26 protein-coding genes are annotated in these 24,701 nt (G+C 47.0%); 25 read left to right on the top strand and 1 reads right to left on the bottom strand.

Annotated features, from left to right (window positions below):
• Nucleotides 1-6 precede the first annotated feature (6 nt).
• The 6 genes from spoIIIAC to DXC01_RS11945 are packed head-to-tail and all read left to right on the top strand — an operon-like array spanning nt 7 to nt 3,465.
• A complete protein-coding gene (gene spoIIIAC / locus DXC01_RS11920; RefSeq protein WP_022214945.1) occupies nt 7-201 on the top strand; it encodes a stage III sporulation protein AC in 195 nt (64 codons plus the stop codon).
• Nucleotides 202-213: 12 nt separating this feature from the next.
• Entirely contained in the window at nt 214-600 is a 387-nt protein-coding gene (locus tag DXC01_RS11925; RefSeq protein WP_022214946.1) for a SpoIIIAC/SpoIIIAD family protein, read from the top strand.
• A complete protein-coding gene (locus DXC01_RS11930) occupies nt 597-1,814 on the top strand; it encodes a stage III sporulation protein AE (protein ID WP_118698983.1) in 1,218 nt (405 codons plus the stop codon). Before DXC01_RS11925 ends, DXC01_RS11930 begins: the two co-directional genes overlap by 4 nt.
• A gap of 8 nt (nt 1,815-1,822) precedes the next feature.
• Nucleotides 1,823-2,425, top strand: coding sequence for a stage III sporulation protein AF (locus DXC01_RS11935; RefSeq protein ID WP_118698984.1), 603 nt, complete (start codon nt 1,823-1,825; stop codon nt 2,423-2,425).
• Entirely contained in the window at nt 2,418-2,696 is a 279-nt protein-coding gene (locus DXC01_RS11940; RefSeq protein WP_118251943.1) for a hypothetical protein, read from the top strand. The genes DXC01_RS11935 and DXC01_RS11940 overlap by 8 nt, the downstream gene beginning before the upstream one ends.
• Before the next feature lie 10 nt (nt 2,697-2,706).
• Nucleotides 2,707-3,465, top strand: coding sequence for a SpoIIIAH-like family protein (locus tag DXC01_RS11945; protein ID WP_118251942.1), 759 nt, complete (start codon nt 2,707-2,709; stop codon nt 3,463-3,465).
• A 57-nt stretch (nt 3,466-3,522) separates the two neighbouring features.
• Here the strand turns inward: DXC01_RS11945 and DXC01_RS11950 are convergent, their stop codons facing one another.
• Entirely contained in the window at nt 3,523-4,440 is a 918-nt protein-coding gene (locus tag DXC01_RS11950; RefSeq protein WP_118251941.1) for a LysR family transcriptional regulator, read from the bottom strand.
• A gap of 181 nt (nt 4,441-4,621) precedes the next feature.
• Here DXC01_RS11950 and DXC01_RS11955 point away from each other — a divergent pair, with 181 nt between their 5' ends.
• The 19 genes from DXC01_RS11955 (at nt 4,622) to xerD (ending at nt 24,560) form a co-directional block, all read left to right on the top strand.
• The gene (locus DXC01_RS11955) at nt 4,622-6,211 is read left to right on the top strand and encodes a peptide chain release factor 3 (RefSeq protein WP_022214952.1); all 1,590 of its coding nucleotides are present in this window, start codon (nt 4,622-4,624) and stop codon (nt 6,209-6,211) included.
• Nucleotides 6,212-6,325: 114 nt separating this feature from the next.
• Nucleotides 6,326-6,712: an Asp23/Gls24 family envelope stress response protein gene (locus DXC01_RS11960; RefSeq protein ID WP_118251940.1), complete on the top strand. Its 387-nt coding sequence runs from the start codon at nt 6,326-6,328 to the stop codon at nt 6,710-6,712.
• A gap of 58 nt (nt 6,713-6,770) precedes the next feature.
• A complete protein-coding gene (nusB, locus tag DXC01_RS11965; RefSeq protein WP_118698985.1) occupies nt 6,771-7,301 on the top strand; it encodes a transcription antitermination factor NusB in 531 nt (176 codons plus the stop codon).
• 4 nt (nt 7,302-7,305) lie between these two features.
• Nucleotides 7,306-8,517 (top strand): exodeoxyribonuclease VII large subunit, encoded by a 1,212-nt coding sequence (gene xseA / locus DXC01_RS11970; protein ID WP_118698986.1) that lies wholly within the window; start codon nt 7,306-7,308, stop codon nt 8,515-8,517.
• Complete coding sequence (xseB, locus tag DXC01_RS11975) at nt 8,505-8,720, top strand: exodeoxyribonuclease VII small subunit (protein WP_022214956.1); 216 nt, start codon at nt 8,505-8,507, stop codon at nt 8,718-8,720. Before xseA ends, xseB begins: the two co-directional genes overlap by 13 nt.
• Nucleotides 8,698-9,597: a polyprenyl synthetase family protein gene (locus DXC01_RS11980; protein ID WP_118698987.1), complete on the top strand. Its 900-nt coding sequence runs from the start codon at nt 8,698-8,700 to the stop codon at nt 9,595-9,597. Before xseB ends, DXC01_RS11980 begins: the two co-directional genes overlap by 23 nt.
• A 16-nt stretch (nt 9,598-9,613) precedes the next feature.
• Nucleotides 9,614-11,476: a 1-deoxy-D-xylulose-5-phosphate synthase gene (gene dxs, locus DXC01_RS11985; RefSeq protein ID WP_118698988.1), complete on the top strand. Its 1,863-nt coding sequence runs from the start codon at nt 9,614-9,616 to the stop codon at nt 11,474-11,476.
• Nucleotides 11,473-12,282, top strand: a complete 810-nt coding sequence (locus DXC01_RS11990; protein ID WP_022214959.1) for a TlyA family RNA methyltransferase — start codon at nt 11,473-11,475, stop codon at nt 12,280-12,282. Before dxs ends, DXC01_RS11990 begins: the two co-directional genes overlap by 4 nt.
• Before the next feature lie 25 nt (nt 12,283-12,307).
• Nucleotides 12,308-13,168, top strand: coding sequence for an NAD(+)/NADH kinase (locus tag DXC01_RS11995; RefSeq protein WP_022214960.1), 861 nt, complete (start codon nt 12,308-12,310; stop codon nt 13,166-13,168).
• 18 nt (nt 13,169-13,186) lie between these two features.
• Nucleotides 13,187-13,642, top strand: a complete 456-nt coding sequence (argR, locus tag DXC01_RS12000; protein ID WP_022214961.1) for an arginine repressor — start codon at nt 13,187-13,189, stop codon at nt 13,640-13,642.
• On the top strand, nt 13,636-15,327 hold the full coding sequence (gene recN, locus DXC01_RS12005) for a DNA repair protein RecN (protein WP_118251937.1): 1,692 nt from the start codon (nt 13,636-13,638) through the stop codon (nt 15,325-15,327). The genes argR and recN overlap by 7 nt, the downstream gene beginning before the upstream one ends.
• A 103-nt stretch (nt 15,328-15,430) precedes the next feature.
• Nucleotides 15,431-16,657, top strand: a complete 1,227-nt coding sequence (gene spoIVB / locus DXC01_RS12010; protein WP_022214963.1) for a SpoIVB peptidase — start codon at nt 15,431-15,433, stop codon at nt 16,655-16,657.
• Nucleotides 16,658-16,863: 206 nt separating this feature from the next.
• Entirely contained in the window at nt 16,864-17,673 is an 810-nt protein-coding gene (gene spo0A, locus DXC01_RS12015) for a sporulation transcription factor Spo0A (RefSeq protein ID WP_118698989.1), read from the top strand.
• 94 nt (nt 17,674-17,767) lie between these two features.
• Nucleotides 17,768-19,216 carry a glycogen synthase GlgA gene (gene glgA / locus DXC01_RS12020; RefSeq protein ID WP_022214965.1) on the top strand — a complete coding sequence of 483 codons (1,449 nt, stop codon included), beginning with the start codon at nt 17,768-17,770 and terminating at the stop codon, nt 19,214-19,216.
• A gap of 277 nt (nt 19,217-19,493) precedes the next feature.
• Nucleotides 19,494-20,555 carry a recombinase RecA gene (gene recA / locus DXC01_RS12025; RefSeq protein ID WP_022214966.1) on the top strand — a complete coding sequence of 354 codons (1,062 nt, stop codon included), beginning with the start codon at nt 19,494-19,496 and terminating at the stop codon, nt 20,553-20,555.
• Nucleotides 20,556-20,563: 8 nt separating this feature from the next.
• Complete coding sequence (locus DXC01_RS12030; protein ID WP_118698990.1) at nt 20,564-21,064, top strand: regulatory protein RecX; 501 nt, start codon at nt 20,564-20,566, stop codon at nt 21,062-21,064.
• A gap of 117 nt (nt 21,065-21,181) precedes the next feature.
• Nucleotides 21,182-22,741, top strand: a complete 1,560-nt coding sequence (rny, locus tag DXC01_RS12035) for a ribonuclease Y (protein ID WP_022214968.1) — start codon at nt 21,182-21,184, stop codon at nt 22,739-22,741.
• 109 nt (nt 22,742-22,850) lie between these two features.
• Nucleotides 22,851-23,444 carry a stage II sporulation protein M gene (locus DXC01_RS12040; protein ID WP_022214969.1) on the top strand — a complete coding sequence of 198 codons (594 nt, stop codon included), beginning with the start codon at nt 22,851-22,853 and terminating at the stop codon, nt 23,442-23,444.
• 231 nt (nt 23,445-23,675) lie between these two features.
• The gene (gene xerD, locus DXC01_RS12045) at nt 23,676-24,560 is read left to right on the top strand and encodes a site-specific tyrosine recombinase XerD (RefSeq protein ID WP_118698994.1); all 885 of its coding nucleotides are present in this window, start codon (nt 23,676-23,678) and stop codon (nt 24,558-24,560) included.
• Nucleotides 24,561-24,701 lie beyond the last annotated feature (141 nt).

A 24,701-nucleotide genomic window follows, 5' to 3' on the forward strand; every position in this document is an offset into this window, starting at 1 on the left:
GAGAGCGTGGAAGTCACCATTATTTTCAAAATAGCGGCGGTCGGGATTCTGGTTTCCATTCTCTCTCAGGTATTGAAACACAGCGGGAGAGATGAACAGGCATTTCTTGTAAGTCTCGCCGGCCTTCTTATCGTATTATTCTGGATCGTACCGTATATTTATGAATTGTTTGTGGATATTCAGAAATTGTTTGTGCTGTAAGCAGGAGGAAAGATGGATATTATAAAAATTTCTCTTCTGGGGATCTGCGGTGTTATATTATGCTTTTTTCTGAAAGAAACCCGGCCGGAATATACCGCTTTTATCACGATGGGAATTGGCATCATGATCCTGGGACTGGCTGTCGGAAAGCTGGAATATCTTTTCGGAACGCTGCGGCAGCTCAAGGACAGCCTGCCTGTGGAGCAGGAGTACCTGACGACGTTAATTAAAATGATCGGAATCACTTACATCGGACAGTTTTCGGCAGGAATCTGCAAGGATGCGGGGCATCAGGCTACGGCGGCGCAGATTGAATTATTCTGCCGGCTTTCTGTACTGGTACAGAGTGTTCCCATCCTTCTGGCACTGCTGGAAACGATTCAGGAGTTTATGGCATGAGAGGGAAAAACTGGCTGGCGGTGCTGGTGCGTGTGGTATGTCTGGTAATTCTGATGGTAGCATGTGTAGCAGAAGTTTATGGAAGCAGTACAGGAATTCAGAGCCAGACACCAAAGAAAAGCCAGTCAGACGACATATCTGATTCTAATCAAAACGACACAGACATCGCACAGGAACTTCTGAACGAGATCGAACTGACAGATGTCCAGAACATGCTGGATGAACTTCTGGGCGAAGACAGTTTTTCCATGAAAGATGCGCTCATAAAACTGACAAAAGGTGAACAAGCATTTTCAAAAGAAGCGGTACAGGGAGTGGTGTACCGCTTTTTCTTTTATCGTCTGGAACAGGAGAGGGGACTTTTGGTCAAACTTCTCCTTCTGGTACTGTTTGCGGCTGTTTTTTCCAGCTTTGCGGATGTGTTCGAAAACGAACAGGTTGGAAATATCAGTTTTTTTGTCGTTTATCTGCTGGTTTTTACACTGCTGACAGATTCCTTTTCTGAAATGAGCCTGTCGTTGGAAAAGACGATCGACTGGATGACGGAAGTTATGAAAGGGCTGGCACCGGCGTTTTACATGACAGTCTGTGCCTCGTCCGGCGCGGCATCGGCGGCAGTTTTTTATGAGGGGGTTCTGATTCTGGTATGGCTGATCCAGTGGCTTCTTGCGACTGTCATCCTGCCTGCGTCCAGCCTGTATGTCCTTTTACAGCTCGTAAACTCCCTATCAAAAGAAGAAATGCTCGGAAAAATGGCAGAATTCCTCAACACGGTGATCTCCTGGAGCCTCAAAACACTCCTCGCGGCAGTGGTCGGCCTGCAGATCATCCGAAATCTGGTTGCACCGGTCATGGACAACCTGAAACGCGGACTTCTCGGAAGGGCGGCAGGGGCACTTCCGGGAGTAGGAAACGCCGTAAATATGGTGACAGAGCTGGTCGTGACAAGCGCAGTCCTGATCCGAAACTGTCTTGGCGTTGTGATACTCGTCGTATTTGTACTGGCGGGAGCAGGACCGATGCTGCATTATGGTGTCCTGTCGCTTTTGTATCGCTTTCTTTCGGCGGTATCACAGCCGATCTCAGATAAACGGATGGTCAGCGCTCTCAGTGCAATGGGCGAGGGATGCACCCTGCTTCTTCGGATCGTTTTTACTGCGGAAGTTCTATGCATGCTGGCATTCCTTGTCCTGATGGCAGGGATCCAGAGTTAGGAGGGCAGATGAAGGCAGAAATCTATCAGTGGGTCAGGATCCTGGCGACGTTTTATATTTTATTTACTGCGGTCCTGCAATTGATGCCGGACAGAAAATATGAACGGTACATCCGGTCTTTCATGGGACTTCTTTTGATCTACATGCTGTGCACGCCGCTTTTTTCTTTCCTGCGGGGAAGCAGGGAGATGATCGGGGATTTCGCAGACCATTATAACGAGGAAGTACACCTTCTGGAGCAGAAAGAAACGCAGGATCTTCAGGGCTTTTACATCCGTAAAGGCTTTCGTCAGGAACTTGCATCCCAGATTGCAAAAAAATGTGAAGATGCAGGAATAAAAATACAGGAGACCATCGTAGATATAGAAGGAGAGACGATATCGGTGGAACTGAAGGCAGATCAGAACATGGACAGCGAACAGGAAAGGAGGATCCAGGATGAACTCCGGCAGAGCTTCGGGATCGAAGAGCAGAATATCAGAATTTTTGCAGAAGGGAATGACGAAACAGCAGTGGATCGTGATCCTGCTTCTGGGACTTCTTCTGTCGGTGATCGCACTTCCGGTATCCAAAAAGAGCAGTATACCAAAGCAGACGATCCTGATGGATAACAGTACACAGAGCACAGATGAAATCCAGTCCTCCCTGGAACGCAGGCTTCAGAATATTCTGGAGAATGTAGAAGGAGTTGGTGAAGTCAAAGTGATGCTGATGACGGAGGAACAGCAGGGAATCTATCGTTCCGGTGAAACAGAAGTCAGAGGAGTGCTGATCGCGGCAGAGGGAGCCTCTGATCCGGTGGTCGTGCAGAAAATTCAGCAGGCGGTAATGGCATTATTTCAGATCGAAGCCCATAAAATAAAAATAATGAAAATGAAATGAGGAGAGTAAAGTGAAAAAAATCGTAAAAAGGAATCAGGTCATCATCACTTCACTGGCAATCCTGATCGCAGTGGCGGGATACCTGAATTTTGCAGACGTGGATCTGGGATTCAAGGACAAAGAAGCGAGCACGGACAGTGCAAGTATTTTGGATCAGGTGGATTATGACATTACCGACGAAAGCGCACTTCTGGAAGAAAACAGTCAGAGCAGTCTTACCGATACAGAAGAAGACACGACAACGCCGGGGGAGGCGGTGCTGACAGGGGCATCCGGATTTGCGGCACAGGCAAAGCTTTCCCGTGAACAGGTGCGCTCCCAGAACAAGGCGGACCTGCAGGAGATCATCAACAATGCGGATATCTCGGATGATCAGAAACAGACCGCCATCAACACCATGGTAGAGATGACAGACGTATCTGAAAAAGAAGCTGCAGCAGAAATGCTTCTTGAAGCCAAAGGATTCGAGAATGCGGTAGTAAATCTTACCGGAGAGACTGCAGATGTAGTTGTGCCGGAAGCAGACCTCGAAGATGCAAAAAGAGCACAGATCGAGGATATCATCAAGAGAAAGACAGGGATCGCAGCAGAAAATATCGTGATCACGCCGCTTGACCAGACAGAGGATACAGGGGAAGAAAGCAGTTCGATGGAAGAAAATGCTGACGAGACCGCGGCCTATGACAGCACGGACGAAGCAGATACTACATACGAAGACCAGGAAACTTCCACCGATCAGGTGATCCAGACAGACGGTATCTATGATTAAGAAATGACACAGATCAAAACAGAGGGGAGCTTCCTCTCTGTTTTGACATAAAAAGCATTAAGAATGCCATACAACGCCGACTGGGATATGGAGATGCCGTTTTTCAAGAAAACGTTCCAGCTCGTGCTCAAAATATTCAACAGCGAGCTTGTTGGAAACCTTGGGATAACGATGCCGGATTTTGTAGCAGACACGGTTTGGCGGGGTGTTGACCAGTTCGCTGACATACAGAGAACGGTAATGCGAAAGCTCCTGAATGACAGATTCCGGTGCGATCATCCAGTTTTCGTCCTTTTTCCACAGGCGGTCAAGCAGAGTGATCGTGTCTGCTGAGATATGAGGTCTCGTAACAGAAGAAAGCCAGCGGTCATGCCAGATCTGGAAATTGTCATCCCAGCTCAGAAACAGTTCCATGGAGGAATCCAGTTCATCCGTATGTACCTGCGCCCGCGGGATCACCGGATGTTCGGACTGCACCAGATAAAGTTTTTCTTCAAAGATCTGCTCTGCGATGATGTTTTTGTAATGAAGATGTTGATAGACAAAACCGATATCAAATTTGTGCTCACTGAGCAGATCGTACAGTTCATTGGAGTGATGAGATTCAATATCCAGATCCAGATGAGAATGTGACTGAAGGATCTCATCATACAGCGGAGCAAATACGGCGATGTTCAGGCTGTCCGTGCAGCCGATTGTCAGAAGCATCCGTTCCTGGTTGTGCTGAAGTGTGAGTGTTTCTTTCCACAGGGACATCCACCGTTCGGCGAGGACGACAAAATCCATTCCTTTGGGTGTGAGTTCGACCTGCTTATGTCCTTTGTTTCGGATGACAAGAGGAAATCCCAGTTCATTCTCAAGGGAATTCAGACGATGGCTGACAGTTGGCTGGGACAGAAATAAAAGATCAGCGGTGCGGGTAATACTCTTGGTGTTTACGATAGTCAAAAAAGTTTCTATTTCTGCGAGATTCATAAAATTTCCTCCTGGCACGTATTCAAAAAATATGCCTCTATTATACAGAGAAAAGATTTGCTTTTCAATTATAACTTTATATCCTTTATATAAGGAAATTTCTTGACAGTCCGGCATAGTCTATAATAAAATAAAAAGTTGTATAGAAATTGGAAATAGGATAACAGACAGGAGGAAAAACGTGTCTAAGTACGCGAACGAAATAGAAAAAAGAAGAACTTTTGCCATTATCTCTCACCCGGATGCCGGTAAGACAACCCTGACAGAGAAATTTCTGCTGTATGGAGGTGCGATCAACCTGGCAGGTAGTGTTAAAGGTAAGGCAACTGCCCGCCATGCAGTATCTGACTGGATGGAAATAGAGAAAGAGAGAGGTATTTCCGTAACCTCTTCCGTATTACAGTTTCATTATGATGGATATTGTATCAATATTCTGGATACACCGGGACATCAGGATTTCTCAGAGGATACCTACCGTACTCTGATGGCAGCGGATTCCGCAGTCATGGTCATCGACGGAAGCAAGGGTGTCGAGGCACAGACAAGAAAGCTGTTCAAGGTCTGCGTCATGAGACACATTCCGATCTTTACTTTTATCAACAAGATGGACAGAGATGCAAATGATACGTTTGATCTTCTGGATGAAATAGAAAAGGAACTCGGGATCGCAACCTGCCCGATCAACTGGCCGATCGGTTCCGGTAAGAAATTCCGTGGAGTTTATGACAGAAATACACACAAAGTCCTGACCTTCTCTGACACACAGAAGGGAACCAAGGAAGGTGTGATCGAAGAAATCGATATTGACGATGCAAGACTTGACGACATCGTAGATCCGGATCAGAAGGAACAGCTCATGGATGAGATCGAGCTTTTGGACGGAGCAAGTGTGGAATTTGACCAGGAACAGGTAAGCAAGGGAAATATGACACCGGTATTCTTCGGTTCCGCGCTTACAAACTTCGGTGTGGAGACTTTCCTTGAGCACTTCCTCAAGATGACAACCTCTCCACTTCCGCGAGTATCCGATGAGGGTGAGATCGATCCGATGTCTGATGATTTCTCCGCATTCGTATTCAAGATCCAGGCAAACATGAACAAGGCACATCGAGACAGGATCGCATTCATGCGTATCTGCTCCGGTAAATTCGATGCATCCCAGGAAGTCTATCATGTACAGGGAGACAAGAAGATGCGTCTTCTCCAGCCTCAGCAGATGATGGCAGAATCCCGTCATGTGGTAGATGAGGCATATGCCGGAGATATTATCGGAGTCTTTGACCCGGGTATTTTTTCCATTGGTGATACGATCTGTGCGCCGGGACGTAAGTTTGCATTTGAGGGAATCCCGACTTTCGCACCGGAGCATTTTGCACGTGTGCGCCAGCTTGATACCATGAAGCGTAAGCAGTTTGTCAAGGGTATCAACCAGATCGCGCAGGAAGGTGCGATCCAGATCTTCCAGGAATTCAACACCGGTATGGAAGAGATCATCGTAGGCGTTGTCGGTGTCCTGCAGTTTGATGTCCTCAAATACCGTCTGGAAAACGAATATAATGTCGAGATCCGTCTGGAAAACCTTCCATATGAGCATATCCGCTGGATCGCAAACAAAGAAGAAGTCGATGTGGCCAAGATCACAGGAACTTCAGACATGAAGAAGGTTACAGACCTCAAGGGCAACCCGCTTCTTCTGTTCGTCAATGCATGGAGCGTCGGCATGACAGAAGACCGAAATCCGAATCTCGTACTGACAGAATTCAGTAAATAAACGCTTTTAATTTGCGGACAAATTTGATATACTAAACCTATGCAAAATTAGAATTTGATAGCTGTGAGAGGATTTCTTGCAGCTATGAGTCGGAGCCCGCAGGAGGTATTAGATATGGCAGAAAAGAGAACAACCTATAAATTACAGGATGTAGGAGGGATCGGTGAAGTCAAGATCGCAGATGAAGTAGTAACAGTCATCGCAGGACTGGCAGCAACCGAAGTTGACGGCGTTGCATCCATGGGAGGAAATATTACAAACGAGCTGGTAAGCAAGCTTGGAGTGAAGAACCTTTCCAAAGGAGTTAAGGTAACCGTCCTTGAGGGCGTTGTTACTGTTGACCTGACACTGAATATCGAGTTCGGCAAGAATATTCTTGAAGTAAGCAAGAAGGTTCAGGACAAGGTCAAATCGTCCATTGAAAACATGACAGGCCTGGAAGTGGCAGATGTAAATATCCGCATCGCAGGCGTTGATATGGAAAACGGAAAAGGAAAGTAAACTCTTTCCTTTTTTCTTTATAAAAGTCCCGGAGGGGGATATTGGTTTAGGAGGAAACATGCGAAGAAGCGAGCAGAGAGAACATATTTTTAAACTGCTGTTCATGACACAGTTTAATTCAGAAGATGAAATGTCAGATCAGGTGTCCATGTATTTTGAGACACTTGGAGAGCTGGAAGAGAAGGACCAGGAGGCAATGCAGGCGAAGTATCAGAAGATCCTGGAGAAGCTTGACGAGATCGACCAGATCCTCAACGACTACAGCCGTGGATGGAAGACAAGCCGTATGAGCAGAGTCGACCTGACAGCACTCCGTCTGGCAGTATATGAGATGAAATTTGATGAGGACGTTCCGGTTGGCGTTGCGATCAACGAGGCAGTAGAACTTGCCAAGATGTTTGGTGGAGACGATTCCGGTTCTTTCGTAAACGGGATCCTCGGCAAGATCGCCAGCGGTAAGAAGGACTCCGGTGAAGCACCGAAGAGACACCGTCCGACCCATCAGGCCAAGATCATCATCCGTTCATCCAAGAAAGATGCACCGAAATCCGAAACAAAGGCAGAGCCAGAAGAAAACTCTGATAATTAATTAAATGAAAACAGTTTATTCCGTAGGACAGGTCAACCGTTACGTCAAGAACATGTTCATACAGGACTATGTTTTAAGAAAAGTATACGTCAAGGGTGAAGTATCCAACTGCAAATATCATACCAGCGGACATATTTATTTTTCGCTCAAGGATGAGACAGGGGTGCTTTCCTGTGTCATGTTTGCGGGACAGAGACGCGGACTTGCTTTCCGTATGAAGGACGGAGACCGTGTTGTAGTCGGCGGCGCCGTGGATGTGTATGAGAGAGATGGCCGTTATCAGATGTATGCGAAGGAAATCACTCTGGAGGGCGCCGGCGCACTTTATGAGAGATTCCTTGCACTGAAGGCAGAACTGGAAGAAATGGGAATGTTTGCACCGGAGTATAAGCAGCCGATCCCGCGGTTTATCCGCAGACTGGGAGTGGTGACTGCGCCTACCGGCGCGGCTGTGCAGGATATCCGGAATATTTCCCTGCGGAGAAATCCGTACCTGCAGATCATCCTTTATCCGGCACTGGTACAGGGCGATGGAGCAGCAGACAGCATCGTGAAAGGCATCCGCATGCTTGACGAGGCCGGCGTAGATACGATCATCGTAGGACGTGGCGGCGGTTCGATCGAGGATTTGTGGGCGTTCAATGAGGAGAAGGTTGCCAGAGCAATCTTTGAGTGCCGTACACCGATCATATCAGCAGTTGGACATGAAGTGGATTTTACGATCGCTGACTTTGTGGCAGATCTCCGTGCGCCGACACCATCAGCAGCAGCAGAGCTTGCAGTGGATGATATGGCGCAGGTGATGTATACGCTTTCCAGTTATCAGGAGCGTTTCCAGCGTGACATGAGGGAGAAAATCGAGTTTCAGAGAGTACGGCTTGGGCAGTATCAGATGCGGCTTAAATATTTAAGCCCGGAAAGCCGTCTCAGAGACCGGCGGCAGGCCCTTGTGGATTTTGAGGATACACTGCGAAGGGCGATGGATAATAAACTCCAGCAGTACCGTCATCGTCTGGGAATCTATCTGGAACGCTACCAGGGACTGTCACCACTTGCGAAGCTGAATCAGGGATATTCTTTTGTTGCAGATACTGATGGCAGAGGGATCACTTCTGTTTCGCAGGTCAAGCCCGGGGACAGAGTCGAAATTTCTGTGACAGACGGTGTGATCCAGGCGGAAGTTTCGGACAGCAGGAGGGAAACATGGCAGAAATAACAGAATCAAAGACAATAGAAGAGGTCTTTCAGGAACTGGATACTCTTGCTGCGAAGCTGGAGGACAGTGAAACGTCCCTGGAGGATTCTTTTCGTTTTTATAAAGAAGGAATGGAGCTGCTCAAATACTGCAGCGGCAGGCTGGACACAGTAGAGAAGAAGATGCTCCAGATGGACGAGGATGGAACATTACGAGAATTTTAAAGAAGAATTGCAGATAAGAACAGCACATGCAGAGGAAATCATCCGCAGATATCTGCCAGAGGAAGCCGGCTTTGCCAGGACAATGGCAGAGGCGATGAATTACAGCATGTGTGCCGGCGGCAAGCGCCTGAGACCGATCCTTCTTCTGGAAACATTCCGGATGTTTGGCGAGGATGAGCGTGTTGCAGAGCCTTTTATGGCAGGGATTGAGATGATCCATACACATTCCCTGATCCACGATGATCTTCCGGCGATCGACAATGATGATTACAGGAGAGGACGCCTGACTACCCACAAAGTTTACGGAGAAGCAATGGGAGTCTTAAGCGGTGTCAGCCTGCTTAATTATGCATATGAGACAATGCTCGGTGCATTTGATCTGACTTCCGATAAGGACAGAGTGATCCGTGCACTGAAGATCATGTCAAATAAGACAGGGCTTTATGGAATGCTCGGAGGACAGAGCGTGGATGTCGAGAATGACGGCAAGGAGATATCCAGAGGGATGCTGGATTATATTTACGAGCACAAGACTTCTGCGCTGATCGAGGCTTCCATGATGGCAGGTGCCATCCTTGGCGGAGCGAATGAAGAACAGACAGCACAGATTGAGAAGGCAGCTTCTGCTATCGGACTGGCATTCCAGATCCAGGATGACATTCTGGATGTGACAAGCACCAGCCAGGAGCTTGGCAAACCGGTCCACAGCGACGAGAAAAATAATAAAGTCACGTATGTGACACTGTTTGGTGTGGAGAAGGCATCTGAACAGGTTCAGAAACTTTCAGAGCAGGCAGAGGCTGTTCTGGAAGGGTTAAGCAGCAAAAATAAATTTCTGACGGCACTTGTTATGGAGATGGCAAGCCGCAGAAAATGAAAGAGGGATACAAAGGATGTTGGAAAAGATCAATAAGCCAAATGATATACACAAAATAGCTTTAGCAGATTTTCCACAGCTTGCAGAGGAGATCCGTCAGTTCCTGATCGAATCTGTAAGCCAGACAGGAGGTCATCTGGCATCCAATCTGGGGGCAGTGGAACTGACACTGGCACTCCATAATGTACTGGAACTTCCGCAGGATAAGATCGTCTGGGATGTAGGCCATCAGGCATATACCCACAAGATCCTTACCGGAAGGAAAGAGGGTTTTAAGAAACTTCGCAAGGAAGGCGGCATGAGTGGTTTTCCCAAGCGAAGCGAGAGTGACTGTGATGCATTTGATGCAGGACACAGTTCGAACTCTATCTCAGCAGGTCTGGGATATGTGCGGGCAAGGGATCTTCTGGGACAGAATTACCGTGTGGTCTCAGTGATCGGAGATGGTGCGCTTACTGGCGGAATGGCATATGAGGCACTAAATAATGCCGCGGAACTTAAGACAAATTTCATTATTGTCCTGAATGACAACAATATGTCCATTTCCAAGAACGTAGGCGGGATGTCTTCCTACTTAAGTGCACTCCGGACAGCGGAATCCTACACGGGAATGAAGATCAATGTGACCAAAAATCTCAAGAAGATACCACGTGTCGGAACTGCACTGGTAGATACGATGCGCAAGACCAAGAGCAGCATCAAGCAGCTCATCATCCCGGGAATGCTTTTTGAAAACATGGGGATCACATATCTGGGACCGGTGGACGGACACGATATGCGCCAGATGATGCGCCTTTTTAATGAGGCGAAGAGAGTTGAGGGACCAGTGATCGTTCATGTCCTGACAGAGAAGGGCAGAGGATACGAACCGGCACGGAAGCATCCGGATCAGTTCCATGGAACAGGACCGTTTGACATCAAAACAGGGAAAGCATTATCGCAGAAAAAAGGACCGACCTATACGGATGTTTTTGCGGATGCGATGGTGAATCTCGGTGAAGAACATGACAGACTGGTCGGCATCACTGCAGCCATGAAAGAAGGAACCGGACTTGTCAGATTTGAGAAGAAATATCCTGACAGACTGTTTGATGTGGGAATCGCAGAGGAGCATGCTGTTTCTTTTGCAGCAGGACTGGCACTTGGCGGGATGATTCCGGTTGTGGCGATCTATTCTTCCTTCCTGCAGAGAGCAGTGGATCAGATGATGCATGATGTCTGTATGCAGAATCTTCATGTGATCTTTGCCATTGACCGCGCGGGTCTTGTCGGTGCGGACGGAGAGACACATCAGGGATGTTTCGACCTTTCTTATCTCACGATGATGCCAAACATGACCGTGATGGCACCAAAGAATGCATGGGAACTCAGGAAAATGCTGGAGTTTGCAGTCTGCGCCAGTGGACCGGTTGCGATCCGCTACCCGAGAGGCGGCGCATATCTGGGACTTGAAGAATTCGAAAGCCCGATCCAGTATGGCAGAAGTGAAGTCCTGTACAGAGGCGAAGATCTGGCAGTCATTTCCGTAGGAAGCATGACTGAGATCTGTGAACAGGTCTGTCGTGAACTTAAGGAGCGTGGCAGAAGGCCGACGTTTGTCAATGCAAGATTTGTCAAACCACTGGATACTGCGCTTCTGGATGAACTTTCCAGAGATCACAAATTAATCGTAACAGTAGAAGAAAATGTCAAAAACGGCGGATTCGGCGAACATGTGGCAGCCTATATGGAAGCCTGTCATCCGGAAGCACGTGTTCTTCCGATCGCGATCTGGAACCGTTTTGTAGAGCATGGAGAAGTCGGAAGCCTGCGGGCAAAGATCGGTCTGTCAGCACCGGACATTCTCGATGCAATAGAGAAATATGAGGAGCAGCAATGAAAAAAAGACTGGATCTTTTGATGGTTGAGCGTGCACTTGCACCTTCCAGAGAAAAAGCAAAAGCATATATCATGTCCGGAGATGTATATGTAAACGGACAGAAAGAAGACAAAGCAGGAACCATGTTCCAGGAAACAGTAAAGATCGAAGTGCGCGGAAACACACTTCCATATGTAAGCCGCGGCGGTCTGAAACTCGAGAAAGCCATGAACAATTTCGGCGTTTCCCTGGAAGGCAAGGTCAGCATGGACGTAGGGGCTTCCACGGGTGGTTTTACCGACTGCATGCTTCAGAACGGGGCAGTCAAGGTATATTCTATCGATGTAGGCTATGGTCAGCTTGACTGGGGTCTGCGCAATGACCCGAGAGTTGTCTGCATGGAAAAAACAAACATCCGTTATGTGGTTCCGGAGGATATTCAGGAAGCACCGCAGTTTTCTTCCATTGATGTTTCCTTTATTTCTCTGACCAAGGTCCTGCTTCCGGTAAGAAATCTTCTGACAGAGGATGGAGAGATCGTCTGTCTGATCAAACCGCAGTTCGAAGCCGGCAGGGAAAAGGTCGGCAAGAAGGGCGTAGTCCGTGATCCGGCAGTCCATCTCGAGGTCATTGAGAAAGTCATGGCTTATGCGATGTCGATCGCGCTGGAGCCGCAGCATCTTTCTTTCTCTCCGATCAAGGGACCAGAGGGAAATATCGAATATCTGCTTCATCTCAGGAAAAGACCGGAAGGCACGATCTGCGAATCCGCACTGGAAGTATCACCGGAGGCGGTGGTGCAGGAAGCGCACGGTCAGCTCGACTGATGACCGGGGAAGGCAGAATTGAGGGATGGATAAATTTTATATCATTACCAACAGTGACAAGGACAAAGACCTTGAATTCACAGGCCAGATCGTAGAATATCTGAAGGCAAATGGCAGGAAGTGCATGGTACAGCAGGCGGAGCGCAAGCAGGAAGGTGCGTATCATTACACCAATCCTGCACTGATACCGGAGGACACAGAATGTATCCTTGTTCTCGGCGGTGACGGTACACTTCTTCAGGCGGCGAGAGATGTTGTACACAGAGAGATCCCGATGCTTGGTGTCAACCTTGGAACACTGGGATTTCTTGCAGAAGTGGACAAACAGTCTGTTTACAGTGCACTTGACAAGCTGATGGAGGACGATTACGAGATCGAGGAGAGAATGATGCTTACGGGAACTGTCTGGAGAGATGGTAAGATCATAGGCAGGGATGTGGCTCTCAATGACATCGTGATTGGCAGGGACGGACATCTTCGAGTTGTCCGCTTCAAGAACTATGTCAATGATGTGTACCTGAATTCCTATAATGCGGATGGTATCATCATTTCGACACCGACAGGGTCGACAGGATACAGCCTTTCCTGTGGAGGCCCTATCGTGGCACCGAATGGTTCCATGACACTGATGACTCCGATCGCGCCACATACGCTGAATACAAGAAGTATTATCTTTCCGGCGGAAGATGTGATCACGGTGGAGATCGGTGAGGGCAGACGACAGGTTCAGGAATACGGTGTGGCTTCTTTTGATGGAGATACAGTGATCCCGATGGTAACGGGAGACAGGATTGTGATAGAGAAAGCAGCTGTAAGCACAAAAATACTCAAGTTAAATCATTTAAGTTTTGTTGAAGTACTTCGCCAGAAAATGCGCGACAGTTAAGTGTAATGGAGGTTGGATGTGAAGGTAGCAAGACATGAAAAAATAATAGAACTGATCCGTCAGTACGATATAGACACACAGGAGGAACTGGCAGCACGGCTCAATGAAGCCGGGTTCAAAGTAACTCAGGCTACCGTTTCCAGAGATATCCGTGCACTCAAGATGACAAAGGTCGCAGGAAAAGACGGGAAATCGCATTATGCGATCCTCTCAGGTTCTTCCGCGGAACTGGGCGACAAATATACAAGAGTGCTCCACGATGCACTCACATCGATTGACGTAGGTCAGAATATGATCGTGATCCGGACGGTTCCGGGCATGGCGATGGGGGTGGCGGCAGCACTGGATGCACTGAAATGGAAAGAGATCCTGGGCAGCATCGCAGGGGATGACACTGTGATGTGCGTGGCTCGGGATGGAGAACAGGCACAGACTGCGGCAAGGAAACTGAAAGGAATCTTGAAATTATGTTAGTACATCTTCATGTGAAGAATCTCGCACTGATTGAAGATATTGAAGTAGAATTTGGTCCGGGGCTGAATATCCTCACCGGTGAGACAGGTGCAGGTAAGTCGATCCTTCTTGGTTCGATGCAGCTGATCCTGGGCGGCAGAAGCACCCGGGATATGATCCGGGCAGGAGCATCCTATGCACTTGTAGAATTACTGTTCCAGGTGGAGAATCCGCGTGCAGAGGAAGCTCTTGGGGAACTTGGAGTAGAACTGGAGGACGGACAGATCCTTCTGACACGTAAACTGATGGACGGCAGGAGCATCAACAAGATCAACGGCGAAACCTGCACGGTAAGCCAGATGAAGGCGGCAGCTTCCTGCCTTCTTGATATCCACGGACAGCATGAGCACCAGTCTCTTCTGTACCAGGACAAGCAGCTTGAGATCCTGGATGCATACGGCAAGGACGAGATCTATCCTGCAAGGGACAAAGTCCAGGAGGCATACAGAGCATACCGCAAATGCATGCAGGAACTTAAGAAACTCGATACAGATGAGGAACAGAGAAACAGGGAGAGAGCTTTCCTGGAATTTGAGATCAACGAGATCGAGACAGCACAGCTTCGCCCGGGAGAGGACGAAGAGCTGGAAACTCTTTACCGTAAATTAAACAATGGCAAGAAGATCCTCGAGACACTCCAGAGTGTCCGTGACCTGACCGGATATGATTCCGCACAGGGGGCAGGGGACTCTGTCGGAATGGCAGTGAGAGAACTGACCAGAGTGACAGAATTCGACAGCCAGCTGGAATCCATGTCAGGGACTCTTCAGGAAGTGGACAGCCTTCTGAATGATTTCAACAGAGAGCTTTCTTCCTATGTGGAGGATCTGAATTTTGATGATGAGACTTTTTTTGAGACAGAGAAGCGTCTGGATCTTATTAATAATCTCAAGGCAAAATACGGTCAGAGCATAGAAGAGATCCAGAAATATGGTGAACGCCAGAAGCAGAAACTGTCAGATCTTGACAGATATGAGGAACTTTTCCAGGAAGCCAGAGAAAATCTTTTGAAATCCCAGAAAAAACTTGAAGAAGTTTCGTATGCACTTTCAGAGATCAGGCAAAAATACAGTAAGACACTTACCGACAAGATCATCGAAGGTCTCAAAGATCTCAATTTCCTGGACGTGCAGTTCAGGATTGATTTTAAACGCAAAGAAGAATATACAGCAGGCGGATTTGACGACATTGAATACGAAATTTCGACAAACCCGGGAGAGTCTGTGAAACCGCTTGGAAGAATCGTATCCGGTGGTGAGCTTTCCAGGATCATGCTGGCGATCAAGGCGATCCTTGCAGACAGAGACCAGATCGAGACACTGATCTTTGACGAGATCGACACTGGTATCAGCGGAAGGACAGCACAGAAGGTTTCAGAGAAGATGTCTGTCATAGGAAGACATCATCAGGTACTCTGCATCACACATCTGCCACAGATCGCTGCGATGGCGGACACGCATTTTGAGATAGAGAAGCACCAGAGGGGTACGGAGACGATCACGGAGATCCATCCGCTTGAAGGTGAGGATTCCATCCAGGAACTCGCGAGACTTCTCGGCGGTGCAGAGATCACACAGGCTGTGTACCAGAATGCAAAAGAAATGAAAGAATTGGCACAGGTACATAAAAATACAAGACTCAAATAAAACGAATCACAGCATAATAAGAGAGGAAGATCCGAAAGAGATCTCTTCTCTTTTTTATTGCTTTTTGATGCAGAAATAATCACAAAAGAAAGGATGTGACAGAGTGAATACAAAAAAACGGTACAGAAAGCTGATCCTCTGGTGTCTGGGGCTTGATCTCATTGCAATGCTGTGCCTTGGGTATCGTTATCTGGACCGGAGGATTCCGGATGAACTCCATGTCGAAGAAGACCAGGAAAGTCAGGTTCAAAAGGTTCTGGAGCATCCGCTTCTGACCTTTGAGGATTCAGTCTCCGTTTCCGGCGAGGGCAGTTATACGCTGAAATGCAGCATTCTCGGAGTGATTCCGTTCAAAGAGATCAAGGTCACACCGTCCGTCAGCCCATCGGTTTATGTCAGCGGAAGCACCGCGGGCATTTACATGGAAACAGACGGCGTACTTATCATTGATACCGGCGAGATTCTGTCTGAAGAAGGTACGACAGAAGAACCGGCGAAAGACGTTGTAAAACCAGGAGACTATATCGTAGCTTTTGACTCACAGACCATCCGTTCCAAAAAAGATCTGATCGAGGATATCAGGAATCTCAATGGAGAAAGTGTAGAACTGGAGGTGCTTCGAAATGACAGGATCATTCCGCTCTCACTTACTCCGGTAAAAGATATGCAGGGCTCTTATAAACTTGGAATCTGGGTCAGAGATAATACACAGGGTATAGGGACGATCACTTTTGTTGATGAAAACGGCAGTTATGGTGCACTGGGACATGGGATCAGCGATGTGGATACAGGAGATCTCCTCAAGATAGAAAAAGGCGCTCTGTACCAGGCAGAGATCCTTGGGATCCAGAAGGGAAGCAACGGAAGCCCGGGGGAGCTTGCCGGACTGATCCGCTATGATCCTGACAGGGTGATCGGGACGATACAAAAGAATACGGAGAATGGCATTTATGGTGAATTTACCGGCTTGGCGGACAAGATCGCAATGACAAAGATGACGGTTGCCTACAAACAGGAACTGGAAACAGGACCGGCCAAGATCCTATGCTGTGTGGATGGAAGTGTGTCCGCATACGATGCGGAGATCGTGAAGATCGACCTCAACCACGAGGATACAAACAAGAGTTTTGTGATCCGTGTGATTGATCCGGATCTGCTTGAAAAAACAGGAGGGATCGTACAGGGAATGAGTGGAAGCCCGGTGATCCAGAACGGGAAATTTGCCGGGGCAGTCACCCACGTATTTGTACAGGATTCTACAAGCGGCTATGGAATATTTGCGGAGACTATGCTGGAGAATGAAGAAAACGTGCAGGAACGAGCCGCATAAAAAGTCACAGAGAATGCCGCCGAAAAACCAAAATAAAGGATTTCTGGTGATCATAAAAGTCGAAACAGGTAGATTTAAAGTGAACGAAAGTTCAGTGTTTCTCCCTGTTTCGGCTTGATTTCGCAGGGAAGTTTACTCTATAATATTTCCTGTCAGCACATAAAATATTTGATAAGTGGCAGTAAGGTTAGGAGGAAACGGGCCTCATGGAAAAGTTAAATGTAGCAATCGCAGACGATAACGAAAAAATGGTAGAAATACTTGGTCGTATGATCGAAGAAGACAAAGACCTCACCCTGGTAGGTAAAGCACACAACGGAGAAGAAATCTGTAATATCATAAAAGAAAGAGAACCGGATGTTGTCGTTCTTGACATCATCATGCCGAAGATGGACGGGCTTACTGTCATGGAAAACTGTCAGCACGATCATATGCTCAAGAAAACGCCGGTGTTTATCGTCGTATCAGCGGTTGGACAGGAACGGATCACAGAGGACGCTTTCAGCCTTGGCGCAGAATATTATATGCTGAAGCCTTTTGACAATCAGGTCCTTCTGAACCGCATTAAGAACCTGAGACGAAGAAGCGACCGCAGGATCCGCGAAAATGTCCGTCCGAGTGTTGTGAGAGAAGAACCGGGCGCATACGGAACAAGAAACCTGGAGACAGATGTCACAAATATCATCCATGAGATCGGTGTTCCGGCACATATCAAAGGTTATCAGTACTTAAGAGATGCGATCATCCTGGCAGTAAATGACATCGAAATGCTCAATTCGATCACCAAAGTCCTCTATCCGACGATCGCCAAGAAACACCAGACAACGCCAAGCCGTGTCGAACGTGCGATCCGCCATGCGATCGAGGTGGCGTGGAGCCGCGGCAAGATGGATACGATAGATGCTCTGTTTGGCTATACAGTAAGTACGGGCAAGGGTAAACCGACAAATTCTGAGTTCATTGCCCTGATTGCGGACAAAATTCGTCTGGAATATAAAAATCGCTCTTTCCAATAAGTACTTTTTAGGGTATAATAAACAAAAAAGCCGTTTCAGGACTGAGATATCTGTACAGCTTTTATAGAAATGGAAGCAAGGAGGGCAATCACAGATGAAAAATATTTTATTTGCAACATCAGAGGCAGTGCCGTTTATAAAGACAGGAGGACTTGCCGATGTAGCAGGAGCACTTCCGAAATGCTTTGACAAGCGTTACTTTGATGTGCGAGTTATTCTGCCGAAATACGCCTGCATGAAGCAGGAATGGAAAGACAAAATGGAATATATCACCCATTTTTATATGGATCTGGGATATAAGAACTGTTATGTAGGAATCATGCATATGGAGTATGATGGAATCCAGTTCTACTTCATTGACAATGAATACTACTTCAGTGGACCGAAACCATACGACAGCGCACCTTGGGATCTGGAGAAATTTGCATTCTTCTCCAAAGCAGTCCTCTCTGTGCTTCCGGTCATCAACTTCCGTCCGGATGTGATCCACTGTCATGACTGGCAGACAGGTCTTGTACCGGTTTATCTGCATGACTCTTTCCAGCAGAATGAATTCTTCTGGGGCATCAAGACTGTTATGACGATCCATAACCTCAAATTCCAGGGTGTATGGGATGTCAAGACCGTTCGGGGAATCACAGGACTTTCCGATTACTATTTTGCACCGGACAAGTTGGAGGCTTACAAGGATGCAAACTTCTTAAAGGGCGGTATCGTCTTTGCAGATGCAGTAACAACAGTAAGTAACACTTATGCAGAGGAGATCAAGACACCATTCTATGGAGAGCGTCTGGATGGACTTCTCTGTGCGAGATCTCATGATCTCCGTGGTATCGTTAATGGAATTGATTACGATGTATTCAATCCGGAGACAGATGCCTGTATCACCCAGAAATACAACGCAAAGAACTTCCGCAAAGAAAAAGTCAAAAACAAGATCCAGCTCCAGCGTGATCTCGGACTCAATGAGGATCCGAATGCAATGCTCATTGGTATCGTTTCCCGTCTGACAGACCAGAAGGGCTTTGACCTGATCGCCTATGTGATGGATGAACTCTGCCAGGATGCAGTGCAGATCGTTGTTCTTGGAACAGGTGAAGAGCGTTATGAGAATATGTTCCGTCACTTCGACTGGAAATATCACGGCAAGGTATCTGCACAGATCTACTATGATGAGCCGCTGTCCCATCGTATCTATGCGGCTTCTGATGCATTCCTTATGCCGTCACTGTTCGAGCCATGCGGCCTCAGCCAGCTTATGAGCCTCCGCTATGGAACACTTCCGATCGTTCGTGAGACAGGCGGACTTAAGGACACTGTAGAGCCGTACAACGAGTTCGAAGGAACAGGAACAGGATTCAGCTTCACAAACTACAATGCACATGAAATGCTTGCAACTGTACGTAATGCAGAGCGTGTCTTCTACGACAACAAACGCGAGTGGAACAAGATGGTCGACCGTGCGATGGCAGCAGACTTCTCATGGAATCATTCTGCAAAACAGTACGAAGAGATGTACAACTGGCTGATCGGAGACAAATAAATTCTATTTAGATAAGGCAGATTTTTCGGGGGATACCAGATAAAACGGTATCCCCTTTTTCTTTCCGGAATCGAAAAAACAGAGATTTTGGCGAAAAGTTTTCCTTGACATCAGAGGGGATTTATAATAGCATATAAGAAGAAAAACGAACATAGGTTTGTGAAACATAAGTTCGCATGAACCATATTTTCATAATCAGATTCTATTTTGAATAATCTTTTGTCTACCTATGCATGAGGTAGTGAGTTGAAATTTAGAAAAAAGGAGATCCACAGGTATGATAAACGAAGAGAAACAGAAGGCACTGGAGGCGGCACTTGGACATATCGAGAAACAGTATGGCAAGGGCTCGGTAATGAAACTGGGAGATTCCAGTGCACATATGCAGGTAGAGGCGATTCCGACAGGATCTCTTGGACTGGATATCGCACTCGGTGTAGGCGGCGTTCCGAAGGGACGTATCGTCGAGATCTACGGACCGGAATCCAGTGGTAAGACAACCGTTGCACTTCACATGGTTGCAGAGGTTCAGAAGCGCGGCGGGATCGCAGGATTCATTGATGCAGAGCATGCACTTGATCCGGTCTATGCCAAGAATATCGGTGTAGATATTGATAACCTTTATATTTCCCAGCCGGATAACGGCGAGCAGGCACTTGAGATCACAGAGACCATGGTACGTTCCGGAGCCGTGGACATCGTGATCGTTGACTCTGTTGCAGCCCTTGTTCCGAAGGCTGAGATCGAGGGAGACATGGGAGACAGCCATGTAGGTCTTCATGCACGACTGATGTCACAGGCACTCAGGAAGCTCACAGCTGCGATCAGCAGATCCAACTGCGTGGTCATCTTTATCAACCAGCTTCGTGAGAAGGTCGGTGTTATGTTTGGTAACCCGGAGACCACCACAGGTGGACGTGCTCTTAAGTTCTATGCATCTGTCCGTATGGATGTCAGAAGGACTGAGACTCTCAAGCAAGGCGGTGAGATGGTCGGCAACCATACCAAGGTCAAGGTAGTCAAGAACAAGGTTGCACCGCCATTCAAGCAGGCAGAATTTGATATCATGTTTGGTACAGGTATCTCCAGAGAGGGTGAGATCCTGGATCTTGCAGCAGAGTGCAACGTAGTCAATAAGAGCGGCGCATGGTACTCTTACAACGGTGAGCGGATCGGTCAGGGACGTGAGAATGTCAAGATCTATCTTAAGGATCATCCGGAGATCTGCGATGAGATCGAGAAGCAGGTAAGGATCCAGTACCACCTGCTCCCGGAGGAAGAGAATGCCGCTAAGGAAGCAGACAAGGCAGCAGCATCGGCTGAGACTGAGGAAGAATAAGCAGTACCATGACAGACTATTATCAGGAACAGCAGCAGGCACGCAGGAAGGCCCTCCGTCTTCTGGAGCATATGGACAGGACGGAGCGGGGACTTACAGACCGTCTCCGCCAGGCTGGTTTTTCGGAGAAAGCAGCAGAGGATGCCGTCTCCTATGTGAGAGAGTTTGGCTATATTAATGATGAGAGGTATGCATTCAATTACATCATGTACCGGATACATGACAAGAGCCGCCAGAAGATTTTTCAGGAACTCCAGCAGAAGGGGGTGGACAGACAGACGATCCAGTCTGCCTGGGAGGAAGCAGAGGAACTTGAAGCCCCTGACGAACACGCACTTCTTCTGAGCCAGATCGAGAAGAAATATCCGCCGGATACAGAAATTGATGAACGGCAGATGCGCCGTCTTCTGGGATACTTTGCAAGGAGAGGATTCAGGCAGGGTGAGATCACCTCTGCACTGGAAGAACTGCACATTACATTATGTAAAAATATTCAAACAAATGGATAGAAAAACTTGACATAATTCCTAAAAACCGCTAAACTTGTATTGTTGTATTTGGTTACTGTTCACAGCATGGACGGTACCTGTATTTGTACAATGAAAACTAAATAAGGAGGTGCTCCTGTGGCAAGCACAATTATTGTTGCAATTGTCGCTGTAGTGGTCGCACTGCTTATTGCGGTTCCTGTTACTTGCAAGGTTGCTGTTAACAATAAAACTCAGAAGGACGCTGAAATTGTTGGCACAGCAGAAGACAGAGCAAGAAGCATCATAGATGAAGCTTTAAAAGCTGCTGAAACAAAAAAGCGAGAAGCATTATTGGAAGTAAAGGAAGAATCTCTCAGAACGAAAAACGAACTGGAGAAGGAAACCAAGGAACGTAGAAACGAACTGCAAAAATACGAAAGGCGTGTATTATCAAAGGAGGAATCCGTTGATAAGAAAGCTGATGTAGTTGAGAAGCGTGAGGCTGAGTGCACAGCAAAGATTGCTGAGTTACAAAAACGAGAAAAGAAAGTAGAAGAACTTGAACAAAAAGGAGTACAGGAACTGGAAAGAATTTCCGGTCTGACCTCCGACCAGGCAAAAGACGAGTTGCTCAGAAGTGTAGAAGATGATGTCAAGGTAGACGTAGCCAGACTCTACAAGGAATTAGAACACAAGGCAAAAGACGAAGCAGACAAAAAGGCTAAGGAATACGTGGTCAATGCCATTCAGAAATGTGCAGTAGATCATGTGGCTGAAACCACAATTTCAGTAGTACAGCTTCCAAGTGATGAAATGAAGGGAAGAATCATCGGACGTGAGGGACGTAACATCCGTACCCTTGAAACACTGACCGGTGTAGATCTTATCATTGACGATACTCCGGAAGCAGTTGTTTTATCTGCCTTTGATCCGATCCGCCGTGAGATCGCCAGAGTTGCTCTGGAGAAACTGATCGTTGATGGACGTATCCATCCGGCAAGAATCGAAGAGATGGTAGAGAAAGCACAGAGAGAAGTAGAAGCACAGATCCGTGAGGATGGTGAGAACGCAGCAATGGATGTTGGCGTTCATGGTATCCATCCGGAACTTCTCAAACTCCTTGGACGCATGAAATTCCGTTCAAGCTATGGACAGAATGCACTGAAGCATTCTATCGAAGTAGCACAGCTTTCCGGAATTCTTGCAGGAGAGATCGGTGTAGACGTACGTATGGCGAAGCGTGCCGGACTGCTTCATGATATTGGTAAATCTATTGACCATGAAGTTGAGGGCTCTCATATCCAGATTGGTGTGGATCTTTGTAAGAAATACAAAGAATCTCCGATTGTTATCAATACAGTTGCATCACATCATGGAGATGTTGAACCGGAATCTCTTATCGCATGTATCGTTCAGGCTGCCGATGCAATTTCAGCAGCAAGACCGGGCGCAAGAAGAGAGACACTTGAGACCTACACAAACCGTTTGAAACAGCTGGAAGATATCACCAACGAATTCAAGGGTGTAGACAAGTCCTTTGCTATACAGGCGGGCAGAGAAATCCGTGTTATGGTAGTACCGGAACACGTGACAGACGCAGATATGGTTCTGCTGGCAAGAGACATTGCCAAACAGATTGAAGCTGAACTGGAATATCCGGGACAGATTAAGGTAAATGTCATCCGAGAGAGCAGAGCTGTAGATTACGCGAAGTAATCAATTCTGGATTATAGAAATACTTACAAAGAGTGTGATACATAAAGTGTCGCACTCTTTTTTGTTCTAATTCCTGTCCGGGATCCGTAGACTGGTACAGGGTGAAGCTATGAAAAAAATTCCGAACTGGCACAGGAATACAGGATGCCCGGTGCAGATCCTGTTTATGGCAGGCTTCCTTATTGGGATGATCCTGCCGGATATCGCGTGGAAGATGGAATGGCATCAGAAGACGATCTCTGCAATGTACCTTCTCAGGAGTTTTGCAGCAGGAAGTGAAGCAGGAGTGGAGTACTTTCTGCAAGTGCTGGGGATGAGAGGAAGTGTTTATCTCCTCGGGGCAGCCTGTGGAATCTCTGTTTTTGGAGTACCGTTTGCTGTCGCAGGCAGTATGTATCTTGGAATTAAAATAGGGCTTCTGCTTACCATGTCTGTTCTGCAGTTTGGATTTCAGGGAGGGATGGTCGGTGTGGGACTTTTGTTTCCACAGTATCTGTTGTATATTCCGTGTATTTTTTATCTTTACAGGCAGAGTTATGAACAGTCAATGAGGATCTGGAAGAACAGGGGAATGCTTACCGGGGGCGTCTCCAGGTACTTTTTACGTGTTTTTCTGTGCGGTATCCTGTATCTGGGAGGGATGATAACAGAAGCATACTGCAATCCATTTATCCTGGAATGGCTGGTAAAAAAAGTGTTATAAAAAATTAATATTTTCAAAAATACAATATATAGTATGGTTTACCATAATCGGAACGACATTTTGTATAAATCGTCAAAAACATTGATTTTACGTTAAATTTCGCGAAAAAATGGTTTGATTTTATGTAAAATAGCAAGTATAATCATGGTACATCAGATATATAACAAGAATCGACAGGATTATACTCCTGTTGGACAGACATGGTACAGGGTTAGGCAGGAAATAAAAGAAATGGAAAGAACACTCGCGGAATTTATTGCGTATTTACATACGACAAAGAATACATCAAATAATACAGAAATTTCATATCAGAGGGATTTAAAGAAACTGATCCGTTATCTGGACGGACAGAATATTCATGATTTCGCAGAAGTGACAAGTCTGGATCTCAAGGGCTACTTAAGCGAACTTAAGTCTGAGAATCTGGCATCTTCCACGATTTCCAGGAATATTGCGTCCATCCGTGCACTTTTTCAGTATCTTTTCAAGGAAGGCAGGGTTACAGCAGACCCGTCCGAAGAACTGAAACCGCCCAAGGTAGAGAAGAAGATGCCGGAGATCTTATCCGTTCAGGAAGTGGACCGTCTCCTGAAGCAGCCAAATATCAATACAGCGAAGGGACTTCGCGACAGTGCGATGCTGGAACTCCTCTATGCGACAGGCATGCGTGTAAGTGAACTGATCCATCTGCAGGTGTCCGATCTGAATCTGCAATTTGGGTATGTTATCTGTCATGATACGGATAAGGAGAGGATCATCCCGATCGGAAACGTCAGCAAGAGAGCACTTGCAGAATATATGGAGCACGGACGGGATTATTTCGTCAAGAACAAGAATGAGAAATCCCTGTTCACCAACTGTTCCGGCAGATCCATGAGCCGTCAGGGATTCTGGAAAGTCCTCAAGGGATATGCAGAGGCGGCAGGCATTTACCGTGATATCACGCCGCATACACTCCGGCATTCCTTTGCAGTACATATGCTTCAGAATGGAGCAGACATCAAGAGCGTGCAGGAAATGCTCGGTCATTCCGATATTTCATCCACGCAGATCTATCTTGGGATGAATGTGGCAAAAATGCGCGATGTCTATATGAAGGCACATCCGAGACACTGAAATTAAAATAGACAACAAAGCAATGAAATAAGAACCCCGCAGTACAGAATATCACGGTTCTGTACTGCGGGGTTTTTGCATCATAAATTAACCTATTGTGCTACTTCAAATAAATTATATGAAAACCTGTAAATGCGCAAA

Source organism: Blautia sp. OM07-19 (assembly GCF_003481595.1).
Taxonomy (GTDB): Bacteria; Bacillota; Clostridia; order Lachnospirales; family Lachnospiraceae; genus Blautia_A; species Blautia_A intestinihominis.